The 25,922-nt window shown below is 71.8% G+C and carries 22 protein-coding genes; 8 read left to right on the forward strand and 14 right to left on the reverse strand.

Features of this window, described 5'->3' with window-relative positions; genetic code table 11:
- Positions 1 to 7: 7 nt before the first annotated feature.
- From BJ979_RS15135 to BJ979_RS15145, 3 genes are read right to left on the reverse strand one after another with little or no spacing between them, the layout of a single operon-like run.
- Positions 8 to 241: a hypothetical protein gene (locus tag BJ979_RS15135; protein ID WP_179569168.1), complete on the reverse strand. Its 234-nt coding sequence runs from the start codon at positions 239 to 241 to the stop codon at positions 8 to 10.
- A 25-nt stretch (positions 242 to 266) separates the two neighbouring features.
- Positions 267 to 1,541 (reverse strand): glutamate-5-semialdehyde dehydrogenase, encoded by a 1,275-nt coding sequence (locus BJ979_RS15140; RefSeq protein WP_179569170.1) that lies wholly within the window; start codon positions 1,539 to 1,541, stop codon positions 267 to 269.
- A 55-nt stretch (positions 1,542 to 1,596) separates the two neighbouring features.
- Entirely contained in the window at positions 1,597 to 2,268 is a 672-nt protein-coding gene (locus BJ979_RS15145; protein WP_343046729.1) for a GntR family transcriptional regulator, read from the reverse strand.
- Between the two features lie 64 nt (positions 2,269 to 2,332).
- On the opposite strand from BJ979_RS15145, the gene BJ979_RS15150 reads away from it, so the two are divergent.
- Positions 2,333 to 3,559 (forward strand): MFS transporter, encoded by a 1,227-nt coding sequence (locus BJ979_RS15150; protein ID WP_218853507.1) that lies wholly within the window; start codon positions 2,333 to 2,335, stop codon positions 3,557 to 3,559.
- 16 nt (positions 3,560 to 3,575) lie between these two features.
- Here BJ979_RS15150 and proB read toward each other — a convergent pair whose 3' ends face one another.
- The 5 genes from proB to BJ979_RS15175 all read right to left on the reverse strand — a co-directional run bounded on the left by proB (position 3,576) and on the right by BJ979_RS15175 (position 7,588).
- Complete coding sequence (gene proB, locus BJ979_RS15155) at positions 3,576 to 4,442, reverse strand: glutamate 5-kinase (RefSeq protein ID WP_179569174.1); 867 nt, start codon at positions 4,440 to 4,442, stop codon at positions 3,576 to 3,578.
- 59 nt (positions 4,443 to 4,501) lie between these two features.
- A complete protein-coding gene (gene obgE / locus BJ979_RS15160; RefSeq protein WP_179569176.1) occupies positions 4,502 to 6,091 on the reverse strand; it encodes a GTPase ObgE in 1,590 nt (529 codons plus the stop codon).
- A gap of 140 nt (positions 6,092 to 6,231) precedes the next feature.
- Positions 6,232 to 6,486, reverse strand: a complete 255-nt coding sequence (gene rpmA / locus BJ979_RS15165) for a 50S ribosomal protein L27 (RefSeq protein WP_141164162.1) — start codon at positions 6,484 to 6,486, stop codon at positions 6,232 to 6,234.
- 11 nt (positions 6,487 to 6,497) lie between these two features.
- Positions 6,498 to 6,803 carry a 50S ribosomal protein L21 gene (rplU, locus tag BJ979_RS15170; protein ID WP_179569178.1) on the reverse strand — a complete coding sequence of 102 codons (306 nt, stop codon included), beginning with the start codon at positions 6,801 to 6,803 and terminating at the stop codon, positions 6,498 to 6,500.
- A gap of 188 nt (positions 6,804 to 6,991) precedes the next feature.
- Positions 6,992 to 7,588, reverse strand: a complete 597-nt coding sequence (locus BJ979_RS15175; RefSeq protein WP_179569180.1) for a hypothetical protein — start codon at positions 7,586 to 7,588, stop codon at positions 6,992 to 6,994.
- 42 nt (positions 7,589 to 7,630) lie between these two features.
- Between BJ979_RS15175 and BJ979_RS15180 the strand changes: the two genes are divergently transcribed.
- A complete protein-coding gene (locus BJ979_RS15180; RefSeq protein WP_141164165.1) occupies positions 7,631 to 7,906 on the forward strand; it encodes a DUF4031 domain-containing protein in 276 nt (91 codons plus the stop codon).
- A 39-nt stretch (positions 7,907 to 7,945) separates the two neighbouring features.
- Here BJ979_RS15180 and BJ979_RS15185 read toward each other — a convergent pair whose 3' ends face one another.
- The gene (locus BJ979_RS15185) at positions 7,946 to 10,669 is read right to left on the reverse strand and encodes an Rne/Rng family ribonuclease (RefSeq protein WP_179569182.1); all 2,724 of its coding nucleotides are present in this window, start codon (positions 10,667 to 10,669) and stop codon (positions 7,946 to 7,948) included.
- A 479-nt stretch (positions 10,670 to 11,148) separates the two neighbouring features.
- On the opposite strand from BJ979_RS15185, the gene BJ979_RS17735 reads away from it, so the two are divergent.
- A complete protein-coding gene (locus tag BJ979_RS17735; RefSeq protein ID WP_179569184.1) occupies positions 11,149 to 11,760 on the forward strand; it encodes a vitamin K epoxide reductase family protein in 612 nt (203 codons plus the stop codon).
- A gap of 65 nt (positions 11,761 to 11,825) precedes the next feature.
- Positions 11,826 to 12,677, forward strand: a complete 852-nt coding sequence (locus BJ979_RS15195; RefSeq protein ID WP_179569186.1) for a DsbA family protein — start codon at positions 11,826 to 11,828, stop codon at positions 12,675 to 12,677.
- Positions 12,678 to 12,785: 108 nt separating this feature from the next.
- On the opposite strand, the gene ndk is transcribed toward BJ979_RS15195, so the two are convergent.
- From ndk to ileS, 4 genes are all read right to left on the reverse strand, one after another.
- Positions 12,786 to 13,208, reverse strand: coding sequence for a nucleoside-diphosphate kinase (gene ndk / locus BJ979_RS15200; protein ID WP_179569188.1), 423 nt, complete (start codon positions 13,206 to 13,208; stop codon positions 12,786 to 12,788).
- Between the two features lie 103 nt (positions 13,209 to 13,311).
- Positions 13,312 to 13,704 carry a DUF4233 domain-containing protein gene (locus BJ979_RS15205; RefSeq protein ID WP_179569190.1) on the reverse strand — a complete coding sequence of 131 codons (393 nt, stop codon included), beginning with the start codon at positions 13,702 to 13,704 and terminating at the stop codon, positions 13,312 to 13,314.
- Complete coding sequence (locus BJ979_RS15210; protein WP_343046730.1) at positions 13,701 to 15,086, reverse strand: bifunctional folylpolyglutamate synthase/dihydrofolate synthase; 1,386 nt, start codon at positions 15,084 to 15,086, stop codon at positions 13,701 to 13,703. Before BJ979_RS15210 ends, BJ979_RS15205 begins: the two co-directional genes overlap by 4 nt.
- Complete coding sequence (gene ileS, locus BJ979_RS15215) at positions 15,083 to 18,394, reverse strand: isoleucine--tRNA ligase (protein WP_179569192.1); 3,312 nt, start codon at positions 18,392 to 18,394, stop codon at positions 15,083 to 15,085. Before ileS ends, BJ979_RS15210 begins: the two co-directional genes overlap by 4 nt.
- Before the next feature lie 270 nt (positions 18,395 to 18,664).
- Here ileS and BJ979_RS17975 point away from each other — a divergent pair, with 270 nt between their 5' ends.
- Entirely contained in the window at positions 18,665 to 20,056 is a 1,392-nt protein-coding gene (locus BJ979_RS17975; protein WP_343046731.1) for an MFS transporter, read from the forward strand.
- Between the two features lie 157 nt (positions 20,057 to 20,213).
- Positions 20,214 to 21,314 carry a flagellar basal body-associated FliL family protein gene (locus BJ979_RS15225; RefSeq protein WP_179569194.1) on the forward strand — a complete coding sequence of 367 codons (1,101 nt, stop codon included), beginning with the start codon at positions 20,214 to 20,216 and terminating at the stop codon, positions 21,312 to 21,314.
- Positions 21,315 to 21,413: 99 nt separating this feature from the next.
- Here the strand turns inward: BJ979_RS15225 and BJ979_RS15230 are convergent, their stop codons facing one another.
- Positions 21,414 to 22,370 carry a trypsin-like serine peptidase gene (locus BJ979_RS15230; protein WP_179569196.1) on the reverse strand — a complete coding sequence of 319 codons (957 nt, stop codon included), beginning with the start codon at positions 22,368 to 22,370 and terminating at the stop codon, positions 21,414 to 21,416.
- A gap of 384 nt (positions 22,371 to 22,754) precedes the next feature.
- Here BJ979_RS15230 and valS point away from each other — a divergent pair, with 384 nt between their 5' ends.
- The gene (gene valS / locus BJ979_RS15235) at positions 22,755 to 25,373 is read left to right on the forward strand and encodes a valine--tRNA ligase (RefSeq protein WP_179569198.1); all 2,619 of its coding nucleotides are present in this window, start codon (positions 22,755 to 22,757) and stop codon (positions 25,371 to 25,373) included.
- On the forward strand, positions 25,370 to 25,912 hold the full coding sequence (locus BJ979_RS15240) for a GNAT family N-acetyltransferase (RefSeq protein WP_179569200.1): 543 nt from the start codon (positions 25,370 to 25,372) through the stop codon (positions 25,910 to 25,912). Before valS ends, BJ979_RS15240 begins: the two co-directional genes overlap by 4 nt.
- Positions 25,913 to 25,922 lie beyond the last annotated feature (10 nt).

The following is a 25,922-nucleotide window of genomic DNA, read 5'->3' on the forward strand; positions in this document are numbered from 1 at the left end:
GGGAGGCTCAGTGAGCGCCCTGTCCGTGCGAGTGGCCGGTCGACCCCTCGTCCATGCCCGAGGTGTGCTCGACGGCGTCGCCGACCTTGTCGCTGTGGCGGTTCGCGACGTCGCGGTAGCTCCACACCACGAACGCGGCGCCGATGAAGATGACGGCCGCGATGAGCGGGAACACCCAGGTCGGGGCGAAGATCGGGTGGTGCTCCTCCGCTTCGGCGAGGACCAGGGCAAGCGTCGTCATGAGGCCGAGTCTAGCGGTCGCGGGATCAGCCGCGGACCTGCCCCGCGCCGCGCACGAGCCACTTGGTGCTGGTCAGCTCGGGCAGTCCCATCGGGCCGCGCGCGTGCAGCTTCTGCGTCGAGATGCCGACCTCGGCGCCGAAGCCGAACTGCCCGCCGTCGGTGAAGCGCGTCGAGGCGTTCACCATCACCGCGGCGGAGTCGACCTCAGCGAGGAAGCGCTCAGCGCGGGCGAGGTCGTTCGTCACGATCGTCTCGGTGTGATGGGTCGAGTGGCGGCGGATGTGGTCGAGCGCCGCATCCAGGTCGTCGACGACCGCGACCGACAGGTCGAGGCTCATGTACTCGGTGTCCCAGTCCTCGTCGGTGGCCGGCTCCGCGTCGGCGACGATCGCGCGGGCGCGCTCGTCGGCGTGCAGCGTGACCCCCTGCTCGCGCAGCGCCGCGGCGAGCGGAGGCAGCAGACGCTCGACGTCGCCCGCATCCACCAGCAGCGTCTCGAGCGCGTTGCAGACGCTGGGGCGGTGCACCTTCGAGTTGACGACGATGTCGACGGCCATGTCGAGGTCGGCGCCGCGGTCGACGAAGGCGTGCACGACGCCGGCGCCGGTCTCGATGACGGGAACGGTCGACTCCTCGACGACGGTGCGGATGAGCCCGGCGCTGCCGCGCGGGATGAGCACGTCGATGCCGCCGCGGGCCCGCATGAGCGCGGTGGCGCCCGCGCGGCCGAAGTCGTCGACGGTCTGCACCGCGTCGGCGGGGAGCCCGGCCGAGGCGAGCGCGTCGCGCAGCAGGCCGACGAGCACGCGGTTCGTGTTCTCGGCAGCCGATCCGCCGCGCAGCACGACGGCGTTGCCGCTCTTCAGCGCGAGGGCGGCGATGTCGACCGTGACGTTCGGGCGGGCCTCGTAGATCGCGCCGACGACGCCGAAGGGCACGCGCACCTGGCTGAGCTTGAGTCCGTTGGGGAGCGTGGATCCACGCACGATCTCGCCGACCGGGTCGGTGAGCGCGATCACCTCGCGCACGGCGCCGCCGAGGGCGCGCAGCCGGGCGTCGTCGAGCTGGAGACGGTCCTGCAGACCGACGCTCATGCCGTTCTCACGGCCGTTCGCGAGGTCGAGGTCGTTGGCCGGCGAGACCGCCTCGGCCGATGACTCGACCGCCTGCGCGATGGCCTCGAGCGCCTGGTTCTTCTGGGCGGCCGTCGCGGTGGCGAGGATGCGGGCGGCGGCGCGGGCCGCGTCCAGTCGCTCGTCGATCGTGCGGGCGTCGGTGCCGGACAGCGTGTCGGTCATGCCGGGATTCTAGGGCGTGTGCGTCGGGCGGTGCGGGCGGCACCGTACCCGCCGATCAGGTGACGTGCAGTCCGCGGGTGCGGTCGGGGGCGAGCGCCGCGGCGGTGCGCTCGCGCGCCGCGCGGGCGTGGGCGCGCACGAGCCGCTCGGCCTCGTCGGCGTCGCCGGACTGCACCGCGGCGAGGATGGCGCGGTGCTCGGCCGCGCTGCGCTCGCGCGATCCGACGGTGCGCACCTCGAGCCAGCGCGCCCGCTCGAGCCGCGCGAGCGCCGCGGCGACGGCGTCGGCGAGGAAGCGGTTGCCCCCGGCCGCGGCCAGCCTGCTGTGGAAGCTGCGGCTCGCGCCGAGCAGCTCGTCGGGCTCCCCCGGCTCGCCGTCGACGAGGGCGTGCAGGGTCGCGAGCTCGGCGGCATCCACCCGTCCGACCGCGAGCCGCACCGCGGCGGCCTCGACGGCCTCGCGGAACTCCGCCGCCTGGTCGAGCTCGTGCCGGTCGAGCGGTGCGACGATCCAGCCGCGGCCGTCGCGGCGCAGCAGACCCTGCGCCTCGAGCCGCACCATGGCGGCGCGCACGGGAGTGCGGGATGCCCCGGCGAGCGACTCGAGTCCGCGCTCGCTGACGCGATCCCCCGGACGCAGCTCGAGCTCGAGCACCGCGGAGCGCAGGCGCGCGTAGGCGGCGTCGGCCTGGCGCGGCGTCGTGTCGGATGCGGTGTCTCCGGTCACGCGGGGCCCCTTCGTCTCGGCGATCGGTTTGGTATACCAACACGGTATCCCATAACCTCGCTCCATGACCACGGCACCCGCGCGCACCCGGCGACCGCTCCCCTGGCTCATGCTCGTGGTCAGCGTCTTCGCGCAGGCCGCCGGAACCGTCGTCGTCGCGACCCCCGCATTCCTCATCCCCCTGCTGCACGTGCAGCAGCACCTGCCGCTCGAGCAGGCCGGCCTGCTGGCGACCGCGCCCAACCTCGGGCTCGTCGCCACGCTGATCGCCTGGGGCGGGGCCGCCGACCGCTGGGGCGAGCGCAACGTGCTCGCGATCGGGCTCGCCCTCGCCGCCGTCGCGGCCTTCGCCGCCACCCTCACGCAGGGCCTCGTTCCGCTCGGCGCCCTGCTCGTGCTCGCCGGCGCCGGAACCGCGTCGGTCAACGCCGCCAGCGGCCGGGTCGTGGTCGGCTGGTTCCCTCCCGAGCGCCGCGGGCTCGCGATGGGCATCCGGCAGAGCTGCCAGCCCCTCGGCGTCGCGGCCGCGGCCCTCGCCGTGCCGGCCCTCGTGGCCGGCGGCGACATCGCCCCGGCGCTGATCTTCGGCGGCGTCCTCGTCGCCGTCTCCGCCGTGCTCTGCCTCATCGTCATCATCGACCCGCCGCGCCCGGGCCGCGCCGACGCGCCCGCGCACCACACCGTGAACCCGTACCGCCGCGACGGGCTGCTGTGGCGCATCCACGCCGTCTCGGTGCTGCTGGTCGCGCCGCAGTACGCGCTGTCGACCTTCGGGCTGGTCTGGCTGGAGGTGGATCAGGGCTGGTCGCCGCTGGCGGCCGGCATCCTCGTCGCCGTCGCGCAGTTCCTCGGCGCGCTCGGCCGCATCGCGGTCGGCTGGCTCAGCGACAGGGTCGGCAGCCGCCTGCGCCCGCTGCGCTGGGTCGCCCTCGCCGGCATCGTCGCGCTGCTGCTCACGGCCGCGGCCGGCGGCCTGCACCTGGCAGTCGCCGTCGCGATCACCTACGTGCTGGCGAGCTGCATCGCCGTCGCCGACAACGGCCTCGCCTTCACCTCCGTCGCCGAGATCGCCGGGCCGTTCTGGTCGGGGCGGGCGCTCGGCGCGCAGAACACGGGGCAGTTCCTCGGCGCGGCACTCGTCGGCCCGGGCGTCGGCGCGCTGATCGGCGTCGTCGGCTACCCGATCGCGTTCGCGCTGGTGGCGATCGCGCCGGCGGTCGCGACCCCGCTCATCCCGAAGGATGCGGCGGTCGCCCGACTGCGCGACACGCTCGAGGCGACGCGCAGCTAGCTGACGTGGCGGCGGCTCAGGTGCGGCCGGCCCGCGGCGCCCGCGGCGCGGCGTCGAACCAGGTGCCGACGACCTCACCAGCGAGCGCACGCCCCACGTTCGCCGTCGAGGTGAGCACGACCGGCGTGCCGCCACCGGCAGCGAGCTTCGCCGCCTGGATCTTCGTGCCGGCTCCCCCGGTGCCGACGCCGGCCGCGCCGATGTCGCCGAGCTCGACCCGCGCGAGGTCGTCGTCGGCCGCCACGGTGTCGATGCGCTCGGCGCCGGGCGCCTGCGGCGGGCGCGTGTAGAGCGCATCCACGTCACTGAGCAGCACGAGCAGGTCGGCATCCACCAGCTCGGCCACGAGCGCGGCGAGCCGATCGTTGTCACCGAAGCGGATCTCGTGCGTCGCGACCGTGTCGTTCTCGTTCACGATCGGCAGGATGCGCAGACCCAGCAGGCGCTCCATGGCGCGCTGCGCGTTGCCGCGCGGGGTCGCGTTCTCGAGGTCGCCCGCGGTCAGCAGCACCTGGCCGGCGAGGATGTCGTAGCGGTCGAGGCTGGTCTGGTAGCGCCACATGAGCACGTTCTGGCCGACCGCTGCGGCCGCCTGCTGCGTCGCCAGGTCGGTGGGCCGGCCGTGCAGTTCGAGGAACGGGATCGCCGTGGCGATCGCGCCCGACGACACGAGCACGACCTCGACGCCGCGGGCGTGCAGCGCCGCCAGCGCGTCGACCAACGGCTCGATCTGACCGGCGTTCTCGCCGCTCACCGACGACGAGCCGACCTTGACGATCACGCGACGGGCCGAGAGCACCGGCTCGCGCAGACCACCCGCATCGCCCTGCGGCGACGCGGCGCGCTCGGCGGCGGACGCGGTCTGCTCTGCGGTGTCGGTCATCTCCGGCCCGCTCCTCTCGTGTGGAACTGACTCGTGGTTCGTCGGGCGACGCGGGCGCGTCAGCGCTTCTCGGCGGGGTCGCCCGCGCCGTCGGCGCTGTCGGCCGCGTCGAGATCGTCGTCGTCGATCCCGGTCTCGGCGTGGTCGGCGGCGTACTGCTCGGTCCAGATGCCCGCGTCGCGCTCACGGCGCAGCTCCTCGCGGGCCTCGGCCTTGGCATCCATGCGCTCGAAGTACGCAGCGCGGCGCTCGTTGCGCGTGGCGCGACGGTCGTCATCGAGGCGCGCATCGGTTCCACGCGGGCTCGTGATGAGCTCGGCCGCCGAGGTGAGCGTCGGCTCCCAGTCGAAGATGCGGTCGTTGTCGTGACCGATCACGACGGCGGATCCGGGGGTCGCGCCCTTCTTGAACAGCGCGTCCTCGACGCCGAGCTTCGCGAGTCGATCGGCCAGGTAGCCGACGGCCTCGTCGTTGTTGAAGTCGGTCTGCTGGATCCAGCGCTCGGGCTTCGTTCCCAGCACGCGGTAGAGCGGCTCGGTACCGCCCTCGACCTTGATCTCGAACTCGGCCGCGTTGACCGCGCGCGGGCGCAGCACGACGCGCGGCGGCGGCGTGTCGGCGGCGCGGCTCTGACGGTCGGCCTCGACGAGCTCGCCGAGCGCGAAGCTCAGCTCGCGAAGGCCCGCCCGGCTCACGGCCGAGATCTCGAACACGCGGTAGCCGCGCTCTTCGAGGTCGCCGCGCACGAAATCGGCGAGCTCCTGGGCGTCGGGGATGTCGACCTTGTTCAGGGCGACGATCTGCGGTCGCTCGAGCAGCGGCACCTGCCCCTCGGGCACCTCGTACTTGCCGAGCTCGCCCAGGATGACGTCGAGGTCGCTCAGCGGGTCGCGGTTCGGCTCGAGCGTGCCGCAGTCGAGCACGTGCAGCAGCGCGCTGCAGCGCTCGACGTGGCGCAGGAACTCGAGGCCGAGCCCCTTGCCCTCGCTCGCACCCTCGATGAGGCCGGGCACGTCGGCGACGGTGAAGCGCACCTGGCCCGCCTCGACGACGCCGAGGTTCGGGTGCAGGGTCGTGAAGGGGTAGTCGGCGATCTTCGGCTTCGCGGCGCTGAGCGCGGCGATGAGGCTCGACTTGCCGGCGCTCGGGTAGCCCACGAGCGCGACGTCGGCGACGGTCTTCAGCTCGAGGACGACATCGCCCTCCCAGCCGAGCGTGCCGAGCAGCGCGAAGCCGGGAGCCTTGCGCTTCGTGGTCGACAGCGCCGCGTTGCCGAGGCCGCCCTGGCCGCCCTCGGCGACGACGAATCGCTGGCCGGGCTCGGTCATGTCGAGCAGCTGGGTGCCGTCGGCGGAGCGCACCACGGTGCCGAGCGGCACGGGCAGCTCGAGCGACTCGCCGGCGTAGCCGGCGCGGTGATCGCCCATGCCCGGTCCGCCGTTGCCGCCGTGGCGGTGCGGGCCGCGGTGGTAGCCGAGCAGCGTGGTCGTCTGCGGGTCGGCGACGAGCGTGATGCTGCCGCCGTCGCCGCCGTTGCCGCCGTCGGGGCCGGCGAGCGGCTTGAACTTCTCGCGACGGACCGACACGCAGCCGTTGCCGCCGTGACCGGCGCGCAGGTGCAGTGTCACCTGATCGACGAAGGTCGCCACGACGGGCCTCCCGGGTGAGTCAGTGATGGATGGATGCGGTGCGGGCCCCTGCGGGCCGGGCGCGGCATCCGGAACAAAAAGAGGAGGGCGGGCCGAAGCCCGCCCTCCTGCTCGACGATCGAGCTCCGTGAGAAACGGGCTCAGACCGCCGGGACGATGTTGACGACCTTGCGGCCGCCCTTCGCGCCGAACTCGACCGAACCGGCCGAGAGGGCGAACAGCGTGTCGTCTCCGCCGCGGCCCACGTTGGCGCCGGGGTGGAAGTGGGTGCCGCGCTGGCGGACGATGATCTCGCCGGCCTTGACGACCTGACCGCCGAAGCGCTTCACGCCGAGGTACTGGGCGTTGGAGTCGCGACCGTTGCGGGTCGAGGACGCTCCCTTTTTGTGTGCCATGTCGTCAGCCCTTACTTGATGCCGGTGATCTTGACGCGGGTCAGGTCAGCGCGGAAACCCTGGCGCTTCTTGTACCCGGTCTTGTTCTTGAACTTCTGGATCACGATCTTCGGTCCACGCTCGTCGCGGATGACCTCGGCCGTGACGGTGACCTTCGCCAGCGCCTTCGCGTCGTGCGTGATCTTGTCACCGTCGACGAGGAGGACGGGGGCCAGTTCGATCTTGCCGTTCTCGGCCTGGACGCGATCGAGGACGACGATCGAGCCGACCTCGACCTTCTCCTGACGGCCGCCGGCGCGCACAATTGCGTAAACCACGGGATTCCTTCTTGTCGAAAACTTGCGTGCGGAGCCAGCTGGCCCTGCGAGCATCGGGGCCTCGAAAACCCGAGGCACGGTGCGTGGGCTCAGCCCAGCTAGCACCAAGGGTCAAGAGTACGCGAGAAACGGGGATGCGGTCAAACCCGCTTCGCGCAGTCGGCGCGTCGCCGCGACCGACACCATTCTCACACCTCGTCGAGCGCCCCGCGCACCTCGTGCCGACGCGGGTGACGCTGCAGCCAGCCCCACAGCAGCACGGCGCCGAGCATGACGACGGCGAGCTGGTTGATCATGTTCTGCGCGGCCCCGAGCACGCCGCGCGCGGTGTTCTGCCCGAAGCGGTCGAACAGGCTCGTGAGATTCTCCCGGCCGCCGAAGAGATCGGGCACGCCGGCGAGCGCGGCGATGAACGACACCAGCACGACGATCACCACCACGGCGACCGCGCCGACGACGGTCGCGAGCACGGCGCGACTCAGCACATGGCCGAGCCGCAGCTGCGCATCCACCGGAGCGATCTGCCACAAGCAGAGGAACACGCCCGCGGCGAAGGGCAGAGAGCCGGTGAGCGAGACGGCGAGCTGCGCCGTCCACGCCGAGTCGGCGAAGCGCGACCAGTCGCCGCCGAGGGTGCCGACCGTGTAGGCGCTCGCGATGACGCCGGAGAGGAAACCCTGCACGAGCACGGCGCCGAAGATCGCGACGGCCGTCACCAGCGCGGGCACGAAGCCCCGGCGGGTGACCGTCGCGGCGACGCGGGAGCTCACGGTCTTGTCGGCCATCGAAGCCAGCCTTCCTCGGTCGCGAATCCCTAGACTCGGCGCGTGACGGTGCTGATCGACGAGCCTATCTGGCCGGCTCACGGCACCCTCTGGGCGCACCTGGTGAGCGACAGCGGGCTGGATGAGCTGCACGCCTTCGCGAGCGCCGCCGGGGTTCCGCGCCGCGCCTTCGACAACGACCACTACGACGTGCCGCAGGAGCGCTGGCAGGAGTTCGTCGACCGCGGCGCCGAAGCGGTGACCGGGCGCGAGCTGCTGCGCCGACTGCAGGCCGCCGGCCTCCGCGTGCGGCAGAAGGACAAGGGCGCGCGCGGCTGAGACCAGCCGCACGCGCCCTCGCACGTCACGTCAGCGCGATCACTCGCTCGGCGGAGTCACCACCGTGCCCGCGGAGCCCGCACGACGCGAGCCGCGCGTCGCGCGTCCCTCGCCGGGGAGCTTGGGCTCGGGCAGCGCGTCGAGCACCGAGTCGAGGATGTCCTCGGCGTCCTTCGTGCTGATGCGGCGGGCGTTGCGCTTCGCCTTCACGACCGGCAGATCGAGGATCTTCACTGCGGCCTCGGCCGCCGCTCCCGCCGCCTGCTGAGCGAGCTCGGCCTTCGGCTGCGCCGGCTCGGTCTTCTCGCTCGTGCCGCCGGCACGGCCGGTCGCGGCCACCGCCGGGGCGGCCGTCTCGGCGGTGCCGCCCTCGGCGTGCTCGTCGCCCGCGTGCGCCGCGGCGCTGCTCTTCGCGATGAGGCCGAGCGCGTTGCGCACGTCGTCGGTGATGGCGTGGGTGCCGCCGTTGGCCTTGCCGTTGCCGTTGGCGCCGCCGCCGCCGTTGCCGGAGCCGTTCGAGCCCCCGCCGTTCTGAGCGCCGTTGCCGCCGTTCGAGCCGCCGCTGCCGCCGCGACCGCGACGACTGCGACCGGAGCCGCTCTCGCCGCCGCCGTTCTGACCGCCGTTGCCGCCGTTCGAGCCGCCGCCGTTGCCGCGGTGCTTCGTGACCGGGTCGTGGTAGACCACGACGCCGCGGCCGGCGCAGTGCTCGCACGGCTCGCTGAAGGTCTCGAGCAGGCCGAGGCCGAGCTTCTTGCGGGTCATCTGCACGAGACCGAGCGAGGTCACCTCGGCCACCTGGTGCTTGGTGCGGTCGCGCGACAGGCACTCGACCAGACGGCGCAGCACGAGATCGCGGTTCGACTCGAGCACCATGTCGATGAAGTCGATGACGATGATGCCGCCGATGTCACGCAGACGCAGCTGGCGCACGACCTCCTCGGCCGCCTCCAGGTTGTTCTTCGTGACGGTCTCCTCGAGGTTGCCGCCCGAGCCGACGAACTTGCCGGTGTTGACATCCACGACCGTCATCGCCTCGGTGCGGTCGATGATGAGCGAGCCGCCCGAGGGCAGCCAGACCTTGCGGTCGAGCGCCTTCTCGATCTGCTCCGTCACCCGGAACTGATCGAAGGCATCCTTCTCGCCCTCGTAGCGCTCGACCCGGTCGACCAGGTCGGGGGCGACGGAGCCGAGGTACTTGTCGATCGCCTGCTGCGCGTCGTCACCGGCGATGACCATGCGCTGGAAGTCCTCGTTGAAGACGTCGCGCACGATCTTGATCAGCAGGTCGGGCTCGCTGTGCAGCAGAGCCGGCGCCTGGCCGATCTCGACGGCGCGCTCGATCTCGGCCCACTGCTGGGTGAGACGCTGCACGTCGATCGTGAGCTGCTCCTCGGTGGCGCCCTCGGCGGCCGTGCGCACGATCACGCCGGCGTCGTCGGGCAGCACCTCCTTGAGGATCTTCTTCAGGCGTGCGCGCTCGGTGTCGGGCAGCTTGCGGCTGATGCCGTTCATCGAGCCGCCGGGCACGTACACGAGGTAACGGCCGGGCAGGCTGATCTGGCTGGTCAGGCGGGCGCCCTTGTGGCCCACCGGGTCCTTCGTGACCTGCACGAGCACGCGGTCGCCGGGCTTGAGCGCGAGCTCGATGCGGCGGGGCTGGTTCTTCAGCTCGGGATCCTGCTGCACGGCATCCCAGTCGACCTCGCCCGAGTAGAGCACGGCGTTGCGGCCGCGGCCGATGTCGACGAAGGCGGCCTCCATGCTCGGCAGCACGTTCTGCACGCGGCCGAGGTAGACGTTGCCGATCAGACCGGAGTCCTGCGCGCGGGCGACGTAGTGCTCGACAAGCACGCCGTCTTCGAGCACGGCGATCTGCGTGCGGTTGTTGGCCTCGCGCACGACCATCGCGCGGTCGACGCTCTCGCGGCGGGCGAGGAACTCGGCCTCGGTGATGACCGAGCGGCGGCGACCGGCGTCGCGGCCGTCACGGCGGCGCTGCTTCTTCGCCTCGAGGCGAGTCGAGCCCTTGATGCGCTGCGGCTCGGTGATCGGAGCCGGGGGCTGCTTGGGCTGACGCTGCTGCGGCTGGCGCTGCTCGCGGGGCTCGTCGGTGACGTCCTCTCCCCCGCGGCGACGGCTGCGGCGGCGGCTCGTCGAGGAACCCTGCTCGGCGTCGCCCTGACCGGACGACTGGCCCGGCTGCTCGGCGCGGGCGCCGCGCTCCGGCGGCACCCAGGTCGGCAGATCGGGGGCGCGGAACAGCAGCGAGGTGCTGGTGATGGCGCCGGAGAAGAGCGACTGCGGGCCGGATGCGGCGGGAGCCTCCGCGGCGGGCTTCGTCTCGGCGGCAGCTTCGGCGGGCTGCGCGGATCCCTGCTCGCCGACGGTCTCGTCGGCGACGAGCGCCTCGGCGGCGGTCTCGACGGGCTCCGCGACGGGAGCGGCGGCGTCCTCGTCGGGGATGTCGAGCGCGGGCTGCTCGGTCGCCGTGGGAGCGGCCGGAGCCGACGCCTCGGGCTCTGCGGCCGGCTGCTCGACGGTCTTCTCGACCGAGCGGATGCTGTCGAGCGCGTCGTTCAGCTCGGCGAGCGCCGGCTGCGCGGTCTCGGCGACCGGCGTCTCGGGCTGCGCCGGCTGCTCGGACCGGGTGGTCTCGGGCTGCGTGGGCTCGGGGGTCGGTGCGGCGGCCTGAGCCGTCACGCGCCGCGATCGGCGCACGCCGAACAGGCCACGCCCCTTGGGCTTGTCTTCATCCACCATCGCTGGTGTCTCCTCGTCCGGAGGGGCGACCGCGCCACCCGTCCGGGTGCTCTTGTCCGACGGACCCGCAAGCCCGTCGCAATCCTGTCGGTGGGATCCGGTGAGGCGGCACGCGGGGCGCGGCCTCGCCGGCGGCGCTCTCTCACAACGCCTCGGAACTGGCATCCGACGCGGTGCGGTCATCGCACTCGCGGCCCGGTTCGGTCTGGTGCTGCGCTCGGGGGCGCGGCCCCGGGACCCTGCCCGGTAAGCATTCAGCGTCGTCGAGCGCGGCCCGACGACACGGCCACAGTATCCCAGTTCGTCCACCCGATCGGGCAGGCGCCTCGGTGCGCACCCGGAAAAAGCGACATCCGACGGTCAGAACGCCGCGCCGAGGGCGGTCGCACCGTGCGACGAGCAGGGCGCGAACGGCGGGGCGGACCGCAGTCGCGCCGGCTCCCGGCATCCCCGGCGCACCCGCGTGCGAGGATGCCAGCGTGACCGACACCGTCGCAGAGGCGCCGACCTCCCGCCGCCCCTGGATCCTCGCCGCGTTCTTCATCGTCGCGGGCGCCCTCGGCTGGTGGGCCGCGTTCAGCCTGACGCTCGACAAGATCGCGGTGCTCGAGGATCCGGACGCGGCGCTCTCGTGCAACCTCAGCGCCTTCGTGCAGTGCGGCAAGAACCTCGGCTCGTGGCAGGGCTCGGTGTTCGGGTTCCCGAACCCGCTGCTCGGGCTCGGCGGCTTCGTCGCCCCGATCGCGGTCGGAGTCGCGATCCTCGCCGGGGCCCGCTTCGCCCGCTGGTTCTGGATCGCCTTCAACGTCGGCATCGTCGGCGCTCTCGCCTTCGTGATCTGGCTGATCACGCAGAGCTTCTTCTCGCTCGGCACGCTCTGCCCGTGGTGCGCTCTCGTGTGGAGCGTGACGATCCCGCTGTTCTGGACCACGACGCTGCGCAACGCCAAGGAGGGCGTCTTCGGTGACGCGCCTCGCCGCATCGGGCGCCTGCTGACACCGTGGATCGTGCCGATCACCGTGCTCTGCTACCTGATCGTGATCGTGATCGGGCAGACCCGCATCCCGATCATCCAGTCGCTGTTCCTGTAGACCGGTTCGCGCGCCTGTCGGCGCGTTCCCAGCAAGCCGACACCGCCCTCCCCTAGTTTTGCCGCGTGCCGGAACGTCAGACCAAGAAGCAGCGCATCGAAGAGGCCCGCGAGGCCGCCCGTCAGGCCCGCGAGCAGCGCGAGAAGCGCCAGCGGCTGCTGAAGGTGCTCGTGCCGATCATCGCGACCGTCGTCGTGCTCGGCATCGGAGCCCTCATCGCGGTCGTCGTGATCGCCACGATCCCGAAGCCGGCCTTCCCCGGCGGCCCGAAGAACATGGCCAGCGACGGCATCCTCTACACGGGTGACGGCACCAAGGCCGCGGTCGCCGAGACCGCCGCCACGAAGAAGGGCGAGAAGCCGAAGGCCACCGAGTGGCCCGACTCCGACGGCAAGGCCCACATCGTCACCTACATCGACTGGTCGTGCCCCGTGTGCAAGACCTTCGAGACGACCTACGCCGAGCAGATCAACCAGATCGTCGCCGCGGGCCAGGCGACCCTCGAGATCCACCCGGTCGCGATCCTCGATCGCGCCTACCTCAGCTCGCGCTTCTCGAGCCGCGCCGCGAACGCCGCCGCCTGCGTCGCGAACTTCGAGCCCGAGAAGTTCGAGGCCGTGCAGACCGCGATGTACGACGAGCAGCCCGAAGAGAACACCAACGGTTTGACGAACGCGAAGATCAAGCAGATCGTGCAGAAGGCCGGCGCGAAGAGCGACGACGTCGCCACCTGCATCGACAGCGAGCGGTTCAAGAACTGGGTCAAGGCCGCCACCGACCGCGCCACGAGCGACAAGGCCCTGCAGGGCGCTCAGGGCTTCGGCACCCCGACCGTCGTCGTCAACGGCCAGCGCTGGGACTCGAGCGCGCAGCCCGACTTCGGCGCGTTCCTGACCTCGGCCGTCAGCGGCGAGTAAGCACCGGTCGTCCCGACCGACAGAGAAGGGGCCCGCCGCGATCGAATCGCGACGGGCCCCTTCTGCGTGTGCGGCGCCGGGAGGCGCTGGGCGGCTGGTCGGCCGGGCTCAGCCGAACCAGAGGCCGAGCTCGCGCTGCGCCGACTCGGGCGAGTCGGAGCCGTGCACGAGGTTCTGCTGCACCTTGAGGCCCCAGTCGCGGCCGAGGTCGCCGCGGATGGTGCCGGGGGCGGCGCCGGTCGGGTCGGTCGTGCCGGCGAGCGAGCGGAAGCCCTCGATCACGCGGTTGCCGGCGATGCGGATCGCGACCACAGGTCCCGACTGCATGAACTCGACGAGGGGCTCGTAGAAGGGCTTGCCCTGGTGCTCCTCGTAGTGCGCGGCGAGCAGCTCGAGGCTGGGCTCGACGAGCTTGATGTCGACCAGCTGGTAGCCCTTCGCCTCGATGCGGCGCAGGATCTCTCCGGTCAGGTTGCGGGCGACGCCGTCGGGCTTGATCAGCACGAGGGTCTCTTCGACAGGGGCGGTCATGCGGTCGTGTCCTTCCGTTGGGGGTGGTCTTCGCGGAACGGGCGACGCTGGATGCGCCGGGTCTGAAGTCGGTGGGGTGCTGCCGCTGCGAGGCGGATGCGGCTCAGCGCCGCGCCGCGCGCTGCTGCCTCTCGATGCGGCCGGCCTTGACGACGCACCAGATCCAGATGCCGACGAAGATCGCGCCGACGATGAACATCGACGGGTCGACGAAGCCGCAGGCGAGCAGCGCGAACTGCAGCACCCATCCCAGGATCTGGGCCCAGCGGTGCCGGGTCTGCGAGGCGGTGATGAGCAGCACGACGATGAACGCCGCTCCCCCGCCGAGGGCGGCGCCCGGAGGCAGCGAGCGCAGGCCGAACAGGGCCAGCGAGGCGAAGATCAGCATGATCGCCTCGAGCACGAGCGCGACGGAGAGCAGCGACTCGCGCACGCCCCGTTCGCGGCGCGGGCGTCGGCCCGACCCGGAGGCGGCGGCCTGGTTCGCGCCGCTCACTGCTGCTTCCAGTCCTCGGCGTCGGCGAGCGCGATGACGTCGCCGACGAGCGTGATCGAGCCGGCGACGACGACCGCGCGACGCGGCGACTCGGCGGCCCAGCCGCGGGCCTCGCGCAGCGCATCCTCGACGTCGTCGACGACGGTGTGCGGCACGCCCAGCTCGGCGACGGTCTCGTCGAGCTCGTCGGCGGCGATCGCCCGCTCGGAGCTCGAGCGGGTCACGATGAAGCGCGCGGCGACCGGGGCGAGCTCGGCGAGGATGCCGTGCGCGTCCTTGTCGGCGAGGATGCCGACCACGAGCGCCAGCTCGTCGAAGTCGAAGTACTCCTGCAGCGCGCTGGCGAGCGCGCGGGCGCCGTGCGGGTTGTGGGCGGCGTCGACGAGCACGGTCGGCTCGATGCCGACGAGCTGCAGCCGGCCGGGCGAGGTCGCCTGCCCGAGGCCCTCGGCGAGCACGTCGGCGTCGAGCGGGCGGGTGCCGTCGCCGAGGAAGGTCTCGACGGCGGCGACCGCGACGATCGCGTTCTGCGCCTGGTGGTCGCCGTAGAGCGGCAGGAACACGCCCTCGTAGCGGGCGGCGCGCCCGCGGATGTCGAGCAGCTGCCCGCCGACCGCGACCGTCGTCGACTCGAGCGCGAAGTCCTGCATCTCGATCGCGACCTCGGCCTCGAACTGCCCCGCACGGGCGCGGATCTCGTCCAGCGCCTCGATCGTCTGCATCGCCGTGACGACGCTCGCGCCGGGCTTGATGATGCCCGACTTGGTGCGGGCGATCTCGGCGATCGTGTTGCCGAGGCGCGCCTGGTGATCGAGGTCGATCGGGCAGAAGACGGCGACCTGCGCGTCGGCGACGTTGGTGGAGTCCCACTCGCCGCCCATGCCCACCTCGAGCACGATCACGTCCACCGGCGCGTCGGCGAAGCAGGCGAAGGCCAGCACCGTCAGCGCCTCGAAGAAGGTCAGCGGCGGCTCGCTGTTCGCGGTGAGCTCCGCATCCACCATGAGCAGGTAGGGGCGGATGTCGTCGCCGCCGGCCACGAGGGCGGCGTCGCTGATCGGCTCCCCGTCGATCATGATGCGCTCGTTGACCCGCACGAGGTGCGGGCTCGTGAGCAGACCGGGCTTGAGCCCGCTCGCCCGCAGCAGCGACTCGATCATGCGGCTGGTCGAGGTCTTGCCGTTCGTGCCCGCGATCGTGATGACCGGGGCCGAGTTCTGCGGGTCGCCGAGCAGCTCGAGCGCCCGACGGGTCGGCTCGAGACGCGGCTGCGGGTTCGACTCGCCGATGCGGTCGAGCAGCTCGCGGTAGAGCGCGTCGGCCGCGGCGCGGTCGTCGTCCTCGCCGCCGGATGCGGCGGTCGGGTTCAGCTCGTCGGTCACGCTCGGGCCACCTGGATGCTCACAGTCCGATTGTCGCCCACCTTGGCCTCCGAGACCGCCGCGCCCTCGATCACGGCCGCCTGCTCGGGCAGGGCGGTCAGGTCGAGCGCGAGCGTCTCGCCGCGGATCAGGTCGGCGTGCGCGAGCACGGCGCGCGCCACGTCGGGGTCGCCGGCGACGACGAGGCGGATGCGGTCGCTCACCTCGAACCCGGCGTCCTTGCGGGCCTGCTGCACGGCGCGCACGACGTCGCGCGCGGTGCCCTCGGCCTCGAGCTCGGGCGTGAGCGCGGTGTCGAGCACGAGGAAGGCGTCGCCGTCGAGCGCGGCGTAGGCGCGGTCGTCGCCGCCCTCCGGCAGCTCGAGCACGAGCTCGAACTCGCCCGCCTCGAGCGGCGTGCCGTCGACGACGACGGTGCCGTCGGCCTCCGCCCAGTCGCCGGCCTTGGCGGCCTTGATGATGCGCTGCACGTCCTTGCCGAGGCGCGGGCCCAGGGCGCGCGCGTTCACGGTCAGACGACGGGCGACGCTCGCACCGGGCAGCTTGGCGACGAAGCTCACGCTCTTCACGTTGAGCTCGTCGCGCAGCACCTCGGCGAAGCCGTCGAGCCCCTCGCCGGCGCCCACGACGGTCAGTCCGGCGAGCGGCAGGCGCACGCGCAGCCCGCTGGCCTTGCGCAGCGCGAGACCCGACGAGGCGACGGCGCGGACGCGGTCCATCGCGCTGACGAGGGCGTCGTCGGCGGGGAAGGCCGACGCATCCGGCCAGTCCTCGAGGTGCACGCTGCGGCCGCCGGTGAGGCCCTTCCAGATCTCCTCGGTCACGAGCGGCAGCAGCGGGGCGGCCACGCGGGTGACCGTCTCGAGCACGGTGTAGAGCGTGTCGAAGGCGTCGCGATCCTCACCCGACCAGAAGCGGTCGCGGCTGCGGCGCACATACCAGTTGGTCAGCACGTCGCCGAAGTCGCGCAGCGCCTGGGCCGCGAGCGGGCTGTCGAGCGCGTCGAGGTGACCGGTGACCTGCTCGACGAGCACGCGGGTCTTCGCGAGCAGGTAGCGGTCGAGCTCGTTGGCCGAGTCGGTGCGCCACTGCGCCTCGTACCCGCTCTCCCCCGCCGTGTTCGCGTAGAGGGTGAAGAAGTAGTAGGTGCTCCACAGCGGCAGCAGGAACTCGCGCACGCCCTGGCGGATGCCCTCCTCGGTGACGATGAGGTTGCCGCCGCGGATGACGCTCGACGCCATGAGGAACCAGCGCATCGCATCCGCGCCGTCGCGGTCGAAGACCTCGCTGACGTCCGGGTAGTTGCGCAGGCTCTTCGACATCTTCTGACCGTCGCTGCCGAGCACGATGCCGTGGCTGATCACGTTCGAGAACGCGGGGCGGTCGAACAGCGCCGTCGCGAGCACGTGCATGACGTAGAACCAGCCGCGGGTCTGCCCGATGTACTCGACGATGAAGTCGGCCGGGTTGTGCCCGTTCGCGGTGTCGGTCCCGTCGAACCACTCGCGGTTCTCGAAGGGGTAGTGCACCTGCGCGTAGGGCATCGAGCCGGAGTCGAACCACACGTCGAAGACGTCGGAGATGCGGCGCATGGTCGACTGACCCGTCGGGTCGTCGGGGTTCGGACGGGTGAGTTCGTCGATGAACGGCCGGTGCAGGTCGACCTCGCCGGCGTCGTTGAGCGGCAGGCGGCCGAAGTCGCGCTGCAGCTCGTCGAGCGAGCCGTAGACGTCGAGGCGCGGGTAACGAGAGTCGTCGCTCTTCCACACCGGGATGGGCGAGCCCCAGAAGCGGTTGCGGCTCACCGACCAGTCGCGGGCGTTCGCGACCCACTTGCCGAACTGGCCCTCCTTGACGTTCTCGGGCACCCAGGTGATCTGCTGGTTGAGCTCGCCCATGCGGTCGCGGAACTCGGTCACGCGCACGAACCAGCTCGACACGGCGCGGTAGATGAGAGGATTGCGGCAGCGCCAGCAGTGCGGGTAGCTGTGCTCGTAGCTGCGCTCCTGCAGCAGTCGGCCCTCGGCGCGCAGCAGGCGGATGAGCGGCGTGTTCGCCTCGAACCAGTGCTGCCCGGCGACCTCGGTGACGGCGGGCAGGAAGCGGCCCGCGTCATCCAGCGACAGGATGACCGGGATGCCGGCCTCGGCGCAGACGACCTGGTCGTCCTCGCCGTAGGCGGGCGCCTGGTGCACGACACCGGTGCCCTCGCCGGTCGCGACGTAGTCGGCGACGAGCACGCGCCAGGCGTTCTCGTTGCCGGGGGCGTCGGCGTAGTGGTCCCACAGACGGTCGTAGTGCACGTCGCGCAGCTCCTCGCCGACGACGGTGCGCTGAACGGCGGCCTGAGCAGCCTTGGCATCGGCGTAGCCGAGCGCTTTGGCGTAGGCGGCGACGGTGTCGGCGGCGAGCAGGTAGAGCGACTGGCCCTCGGCCGCGCCGTCGGCGGCGCCATCCGGTCCGGCGGGCAGCACGGCATACTCGATCGCCGGCCCCACGGCGAGCGCCGCGTTGGTCGGCAGGGTCCACGGGGTCGTCGTCCAGGCGAGCGCCTTCACGGCGGTCAGGCCGAGCGCCTCGGCCTTCTCGCCGACGAGCGGGAAGGTCACCGTGACCGAGGGATCCTGGCGCACCTTGTAGACGTCGTCGTCCATGCGCAGCTCGTGGTTCGACAGCGGCGTCTCGTCGTTCCAGCAGTAAGGCAGCACGCGGAAGCCCTCATAGGCGAGGCCCTTGTCCCAGAGTCGCTTGAAGGCCCAGAGCACGCTCTCCATGAAGTTCGTGTCGAGCGTCTTGTAGTCGTTCTCGAAGTCGACCCAGCGCGCCTGACGGGTGACGTAGTCCTTCCACTCCTGCGTGTAACGCAGCACACTCGCGCGGGCGGCGGCGTTGAAGGCGCCGACGCCCATCTCCTCGATCTCGTCCTTCGTCGTGATGCCGAGCTGGCGCATCGCCTCGAGCTCGGCCGGCAGGCCGTGAGTGTCCCAGCCGAAGCGGCGGTGCACCTGCTTGCCGCGCATGGTCTGGTACCGCGGGAAGAGGTCCTTGGCGTAGCCGGTCAGCAGGTGGCCGTAGTGCGGCAGGCCGTTCGCGAAGGGCGGGCCGTCGTAGAAGACCCACTCGTCGCATCCCTCGCGGTTCTCGACCGACGCGCGGAAGGTGTCGTCGCCCTTCCAGAAGGCGAGGATGCCCGACTCGATCTCGGGGAAGCGCGGGCTGGCGGGCACGCCGGTCGGCGTCGTGGCGCCGGTCGCGGCGCTGTCGCCGATCGCGTTCGCGCCGGAGGCGGAGGAAGTGCGGGGGTACATGCGCGGTCCTTCGTGCTGTCGATCCGGATGAGTGATCTGTCTCGCACGAGGACGACTTGCGCCGCGGTACCACCTCGCTTGCCGCATCCCTGCGACCGCTCTTCTCGGCTGTGACGGGCCGCCCGCTCGGGTCTAGTGGATGCGCGGCCGCTCGCGCGGCCGTGCACCGTTCTTCCGAGGACTCCCCGGTGATGGCCGGATCGACGTCTGTGACGAAGATTCTAGCCGCCGCTCGGGAATACCGCGGCGCGCCAGTAGGCTCCGTTTCTCGTGACCGATATCCACGGCGGCAAAGTGCCCACCGCCGAACTCGACCAGAACCCGTCGGGACCCTCGGGTCCCACCGATCCCGCCGTTCCGACGGCCGTGACCGGCTCCCCCGACCGCCGACCCGCTCGCCGGGCCGTGTGGGCGGCCTTCCTCGGCAGCTCCCTCGAGAGCTTCGACTTCTACCTCTTCGCCTACTTCAGCGCCTTCTTCTCGGCGAGCGTGTTCTTCCCGAACGACGATCCCTTCGTCGGCCGGCTCGAGGCCTTCGCGCTGTTCGCCCTGAGCTACGTGGTGCGCCCGATCGGCGCGATCATCTTCGGCTGGGTGGGCGACCGCCTCGGCCGCCGCCAGACGCTGCTCATCACGATCACCCTGATGGGCGTCGCGACCGGCGCGATCGGCCTGCTGCCCGGCTACGACACGATCGGCGTCGCGGCTCCGCTGCTGCTCGTCGTGATCCGCCTGCTGCAGGGGCTCTCCCTCGGAGGCGAGTGGGGCGGCGGCATCCTCGTCGCGGTCGAGCACGCCGAGCCGAAGCGCCGCGGCCTCTACGCCGCGCTGCCCCAGCTCGGCTCGCCCGTCGGAACCGGCATCGTCGCGACGCTCGTGATCGTGCTGTCGGCCGTCATGCCGCCCGAGGATCTCGCGGCGTGGGGATGGCGCATCCCGTTCCTGCTCGCCTTCCCGCTGCTGCTCGTGTCGCTGTGGCTTCGGCTGCGCATCGACGAGACGCCGCTGTTCAAGGCCCTCGTGGCCGAAGACCGCCTCGAGCGCGTGCCCGTGCTGTCGGCCTTCGCGAAGCACCCGCTCGCGATGATCGTCGCGATCGGCGCCGCGCTGCTCGGCATCGGCTCGTACTCGCTCATGAACACCTACACGCTGAGCTACGGCGTCGCGGTGCTCGGCTTCAAGTACGAGGAGCTCTCGCTCGCGACCCTGATCGGCAGCGCGCTGCAGCTCGTGACGATCCCGCTGTTCGGCGTGTGGGCGAACCGCATCGGCTCGGCGCGCGTCGTGCTGATCGGCGCGATCGGCACGCTGATCATCACGTTCCCGATGTACTTCCTGCTGCAGTTCGCGACCTTCCCGATCCTCGTCGGCACGATGATCATCGGCGGCATCCTGCCCACCCTCGCGTGGGCGGGACTCGGCGGACTGATGGCGGATGTGTTCGGCGGGCCCATCCGCTACAGCGCCCTGTCGATCGCCTACGCGGTCGCCGCGACGATCTCGGGCTTCATCCCGCTGATCACGACCGCGATCGGCGCCGCGAGCGGCAACGCGTGGTGGCATCCCGGCATCGTGCTGGCGGTGCTCTCGGCGCTGACGCTCGTCTCGGCGATCTTCGCGGCGCGCTGGCGCCGCCCCGTCGACAGCCTGCTCGAGGCCTGAGCCGTCGTCGACGGGCGCGAGCGCGCGGTCCCGTTCCGAGCGCGGGGTGACGGCACCCCGCGCTCGGAACGGTGACCCGCGCTCGCGCCTGAGCCGTCGGCGCGCCGACGACTCGTAGGCTGTCGGCGACCTGCCGTCGGCGGGGAATGGAGACACCATGAGCGACGGACGCACGCCGCACGACGACGAGGATCCGCTGGGCCTGGGCTTCGGCGAGAACTCCCCAGCCGGCGCCGCGCACGGCTCCGCCGAGGAGCCGCCGCCGACCGAGCCGCTCTCCGCCGGCGACCGCCCCTGGACTCCGGCCGATGGCACGCCCGCCGCGGATGCCGCCGGCGACGCTCCGACGACGGCCGATCCCTTCCCCTGGCTGAACGACCCGACGGGCGGCGCCGGAGCAGCGGGAGCGAACGCCGGCGCGGATGCCGCGCCGCCGGCGAACGACGACGTCACCCAGGTCTTCGGCGCCGTGCCGCCGGCAGCACCGCCGTCGCAGGCGGCGACCACCGTCTACCCGACCGGCTACGCGACGCCCGGCGCCGCGCCGGCCGCCAAGACGACGGCGACCCGCTTCGACCCGAACCTCTTCACCCCGCTCGCGAGTACCGGCGGCGACGACGAGCCCGAGGAGGACGAGGGGCCGTCGAAGAAGCCGCTCATCATCCTCGGCAGCATCGGCGGCGTGCTCGTGATCGGCATCGCGATCCTGCTGATCGTGCTGTTCACCCGCGGCGGGGGTGACGCCGAGAAGGACAGCGCGGCCGGCGAGGTGTCGTCGAAGCCGTCGACCTCGACCTCCGCGTCGCCGTCGAAGAGCGCCTCGCCCTCGGCGAGTGCGACGCCCAGCGCGACGCCGAGCGCCCCGGCGTCGAGTGCTCCGCCGGTCGCACCGCCCGCCCAGATCCCCGCCCCGGTCATTAACTCGTTCACGTCGAATCAGGCGACCGTGACGTGCCCGGCCGCGACCGGCTACGTCGATGTGCACCTGAGCTGGTCGGTGAAGAACGCCGACTACGTGTCGGTCGACGGCGCGAGCCCCGAACCGTCATCGACCGGTGGGAAGGATGTTGGATTCAACTGCGCCCAGGATTCCCAGACGTTCACGCTCACGGCCTTCGCCAACGGCGGCACGGCAAGTGTCCAGAAGACCGTGCAGGTGAAGCGCAGCATCGTCGCTCCGCCGACGGATCCCCCCACCGACCCCGGTACCGGCACCGGCACCGGCACCGGCACCGGTGGAACGACCACCGGCGGCTGATTCCGCATACAGCGCGGCCGTTCACGACGCACACGAAAGGGCGCCCCGGGGAATCCCCCGGGGCGCCCTTCCTTCCCCCGCTGACGCGGCGCGGCCCTCTTACGCCGCCGAGGCCGCCTGGTAGGCGCTCTGGATGGCCGAGCCCCAGTACGGTCCGAACATCGTGTTCGCGACGCCGTCGTAGCCGAAGCTGTTGACCGAGTTCTGGGTGCCGCCGGAGCCGCTGCCGATGAACCAGGGTCCGCCCGACGATCCGCCGGTCATGTCGCAGTCGATGCCCTGCGACTCCGACTGGCCGAAGGGGTCGTCGCTCGACGAGCTGTCGGTGCACGACTTCAGCGTCTCGCCGTTGAACGGCGATCCGGCCGGGTAGCCGAAGGCGGCGTATCCGAGGCCGCGGTCCTGGTTGAACGAGACGGGCGACGCGCCGACCTCATCCGCCAGGTTGCCGTCGCCGCTCACCACCGCGAATCCGGTGTCGTAGGTGATGTCGCCGTCGTTCTTCCACTGGTTCGTGGTGAAGAGGTCGGTCGCGGCGAACTGCCCGTAGGGTGCGCTGCCGTTGTCGTAGGCCGGCACGAAGACCCAGTTGGTGGCGAAGTCGCCGGGGCCCTCGTTGAGGCAGTGACCGGCGGTCGCGACGACGCTGCCGTTGCTCGAACTGATCGAGTTGCCCGAGCAGACGTAGTCCTGCCCGCCGAGCGTGAAGAACACCTTGCCGATGTGCGACACCGGGGCCGGCGATCCGGCCTTCGGGCTGACCGCGTTGGCCGAGTAGGTCACAGCCTTCCCCTTCGCGGGGGCGGCGGTGGATGCGGTGCGCTCGCCCGCGCTGATGAGCGTGTCGGCGGGTGCCGCGGCGCGCATCCGGTCGGCCGACCAGTACGTCGCGGCCGTGGCCGCCTTGGTGCTCGGCACGGCGTAGTGCGCGACCTGCGCGCTCGCGTCGGCCGCGGCGGGTGCCGCCTGCGCGCTGGTCGCGCCCGCGGCGAAGGCGGCGCCGCCGAGCAGCAGTGCCGCCGTCGTCGCTCCGATCCGGAACCTCGTCGTCGTCATGTTCTCCCCAATCGATCGTTTCGGTTCTTCCCCCGTGCGGCGCTGTCGAGCGGAGGCGATCTGGTTGGGATCGCGTCCTGCGCCTCTGAGGTGCCTCTGAGCCTGTCGGCGGTGAGGGGATTCCCAGGGCGTTCCTCGGAGTCCGAAGCGACTCTTGTGGAGATCGAGAAAAGACCCCCCGAATGGGTGACACGTGATAGCTTTTCGCCGCTCAAGGACGAGCGGATCTCGACTCCGGGATCCGGACCGCTCGTCCCCCGGCCCGGCTCCCGGGGTCGCCCGCCCCGCCGCTCGACCCGGCGGTAGACTCGCGCGAGATCCCACACTCAGGCACCTCACCATCCGACTCGGTGCCGCCTAAATCGAAGCGAAAGCGGAGCCCTCATGTCCGACGCGCACGGCGACAGCACTCCCGACACCGGAAGCAGCCGCATCCCCGACCGTCCCGCCCTCGAGGGCCTCGAGCCGAAGTGGGATTCCGCCTGGGCCGAGCAGGGCACCTACTCCTTCGACCGCGCCGCGGCTCTCGCCGCCGGCAAGGAGAGCGTCTTCGCGATCGACACCCCGCCGCCGACCGCCTCGGGCAGCCTGCACATCGGCCACGTCTTCAGCTACACCCACATGGACCTCGCCGCGCGCTTCAACCGCATGCGCGGCAAGCACCTCTTCTATCCGATGGGCTGGGACGACAACGGCCTGCCGACCGAGCGCCGCGTGCAGAACTACTACGGCGTGCGCTGCGACCCGACGCTGCCCTATGACCCCGACTTCACCCCGCCCCAGGAGGGCGGCGAGGGCAAGAGCACCAAGGCCGCCGACCAGCTGCCGATCTCGCGCCGCAACTTCGTCGAGCTGTGCGAGCGTCTCACCGCCGAAGACGAGGTGCAGTTCGAGGAGCTGTGGCGCAAGCTCGGCCTCAGCGTCGACTGGACGCTGACCTACCGCACGATCGGCGACGAGGCGCAGCGCGCCGCCCAGCGCGCCTTCCTGCGCAACCTCGCCCGCGGCGAGGCGTACCAGGCGGATGCGCCCACCCTGTGGGATGTGACCTTCCGCACCGCGGTGGCGCAGGCCGAGCTCGAGGAGCGCGACCAGCCGAGCGCGTACCACGGTCTCGCCTTCCACCGTCCCGACGGCGGCGTGATCGACATCCAGACCACCCGTCCCGAGCTGCTGCCGGCGTGCGTGGCCCTCGTGGCGCACCCCGACGACGAGCGCTACCAGCACCTCTTCGGCACGACCGTGACGACGCCGCTGTTCGGCGTCGAGGTGCCCGTGCTCGCGCACCACCTCGCGCAGAAGGACAAGGGATCGGGCATCGCCATGATCTGCACCTTCGGCGACACGACCGATGTCACCTGGTGGCGCGAGCTCGACCTGCCCAACCGCACCGTCGTCGGCTTCGACGGCCGCCTCGTGTCGGAGGCGCCCGCCGCCGAGCTGTTCACCGACGCGGGCCGCTCCGCCTACGCCGAACTGGCCGGCAAGACCGTGTTCAGCGCGAAGGCGCGCATCGTCGAGCTGCTGCAGGAGTCGGGCGAGCTGATCGGCGAGATCAAGAAGATCCAGCACCCGGTGAAGTTCTTCGAGAAGGGCGACCGCCCGCTCGAGATCGTGTCGACCCGCCAGTGGTACATCGCCAACGGCGCCCGCGACGAGGCGCTCAAGCAGCGCCTGCTCGAGGCCGGCAAGCAGATCGACTTCCACCCCGATTTCATGCGCGTGCGCTACGAGAACTGGGTCAACGGCCTCACCGGCGACTGGCTGATCTCGCGCCAGCGCTTCTTCGGCGTGCCGATCCCCGTCTGGTACCCGCTCGACGCCGACGGCAACCCCGTGCAGGGCTCGCCGATCGTGCCGAGCGAGGACGCGCTGCCGATCGACCCCTCGAGCGACACCGCCCCCGGCTACGACGAGTCGCAGCGCGGCGTGCCCGGCGGCTTCGTCGGCGAGCTCGACATCATGGACACCTGGGCGACCTCGTCGCTCACCCCGCAGATCGCGGCCGGCTGGGGCACCGACCCGGAGCTCTTCGACCTCGTGTTCCCCTACTCGCTGCGCTCGCAGGGGCAGGACATCATCCGCACCTGGCTGTTCTCGACCGTGCTGCGCGCCCAACTCGAAGAGGGCACCGTGCCGTGGACGAACGCCGGCATCTCGGGCTTCATCGTCGACCCCGACCGCAAGAAGATGTCGAAGTCGAAGGGCAACGTCGTCACCCCGGCGGGCATGCTCGACGACCACGGATCGGATGCGGTGCGCTACTGGGCGGCCTCGTCGCGCCTCGGCACCGACGCGGCCTTCGACCCGCAGAACCCGAAGCAGATCAAGATCGGCCGCCGCCTGGCGATCAAGGTGCTCAACGCGGCGAAGTTCGTCTACTCCTTCCCGTTCGACGAGGCCGCGGCCGCGGTGACCGAGCCGCTCGACCTCGACATGCTGGCCGAGCTGGCCCGCGTGGTGGAGCTGTCGACCGCCGCCTACGAGCAGTTCGACCACGCCCGCGCGCTCGAGTTGAGCGAGCAGTTCTTCTGGACCTTCTGCGACGACTACCTCGAGCTCGTCAAGGAGCGCGCCTACACGGGATCCGGCGCCACGCAGGCGAGCGCCGTGACCGCGCTGCGCGCCGCCGTCGACGTGCTGCTGCGCCTGCTCGCGCCGGTCATCCCCTTCGCCACCGAGGAGGTGTGGTCGTGGACCCACGAGGGTTCCATCCACACCGCCGCCTGGCCGCAGGCCTCGGAGCTGCGCGAGCTCGGCGCCGCCGAGCCGAGCGGGCTGCTGCCGGCCGTCAGCGCGGCGCTCATCGGCATCCGCCGGGCGAAGACGGATGCGAAGGCCTCGCAGAAGACGCCCGTCACCTCGGCGACGCTGGCCGGCCCGGCGATCCTCGCCGGCGCGCTCGACGACCTGCGCGCCGTGGGCCGCATCGCCGACCTGACGCACGTCGAGGCCGACGAAGTCGCCGTGAGCGACATCGTGCTCGAGGAGCAGCAGGCGTGAGCGCCGGCGGCGACGTCACGGTCGGTCCCGACAGCGCGGACGACTCGGGTGCGCTCGCCCCCGTCACGACCGAGTCGGGGCTCGTGATCCGCGCGATCACGGCCGATGACGTCGCCGCCTGGCGCGAGCTCTTCCGCGCCTACGGCGAGTTCTACGAGACGGTCTTCGACGACGCGCACCTCGACCACGTGGGCGCACTGCTCGTCACCGCGGGCTCCGGTGTCGACGCGCTCGTCGCCGTCGACCCGGCCGAGGGTGACGCGCTGGTCGGCTTCGCGCACTACCGCTCGCACCCCGACACCTTCAGCCGCCAGCGCGACTGGTACCTCGACGACCTGTTCACCGCCCCAGCCGCCCGCGGCCGCGGTGCGGCGACGGCGCTCATCGCCCGCCTCGGCGAGATCGCCCGCGGCGGACGCGAGCACGGGCACGGCGGCACGCTCCGCTGGATCACCGCCGCGTCGAACGAGCGCGCCCAGCGGGTCTACGACCGGATCGCGCAGCGCACGACCTGGCTGACCTACGAGCAGAAGCTCTAGGCCACGACGT

This window comes from Schumannella luteola (genome assembly GCF_013408685.1).
Lineage (GTDB): Bacteria > Actinomycetota > Actinomycetes > Actinomycetales > Microbacteriaceae > Schumannella > Schumannella luteola.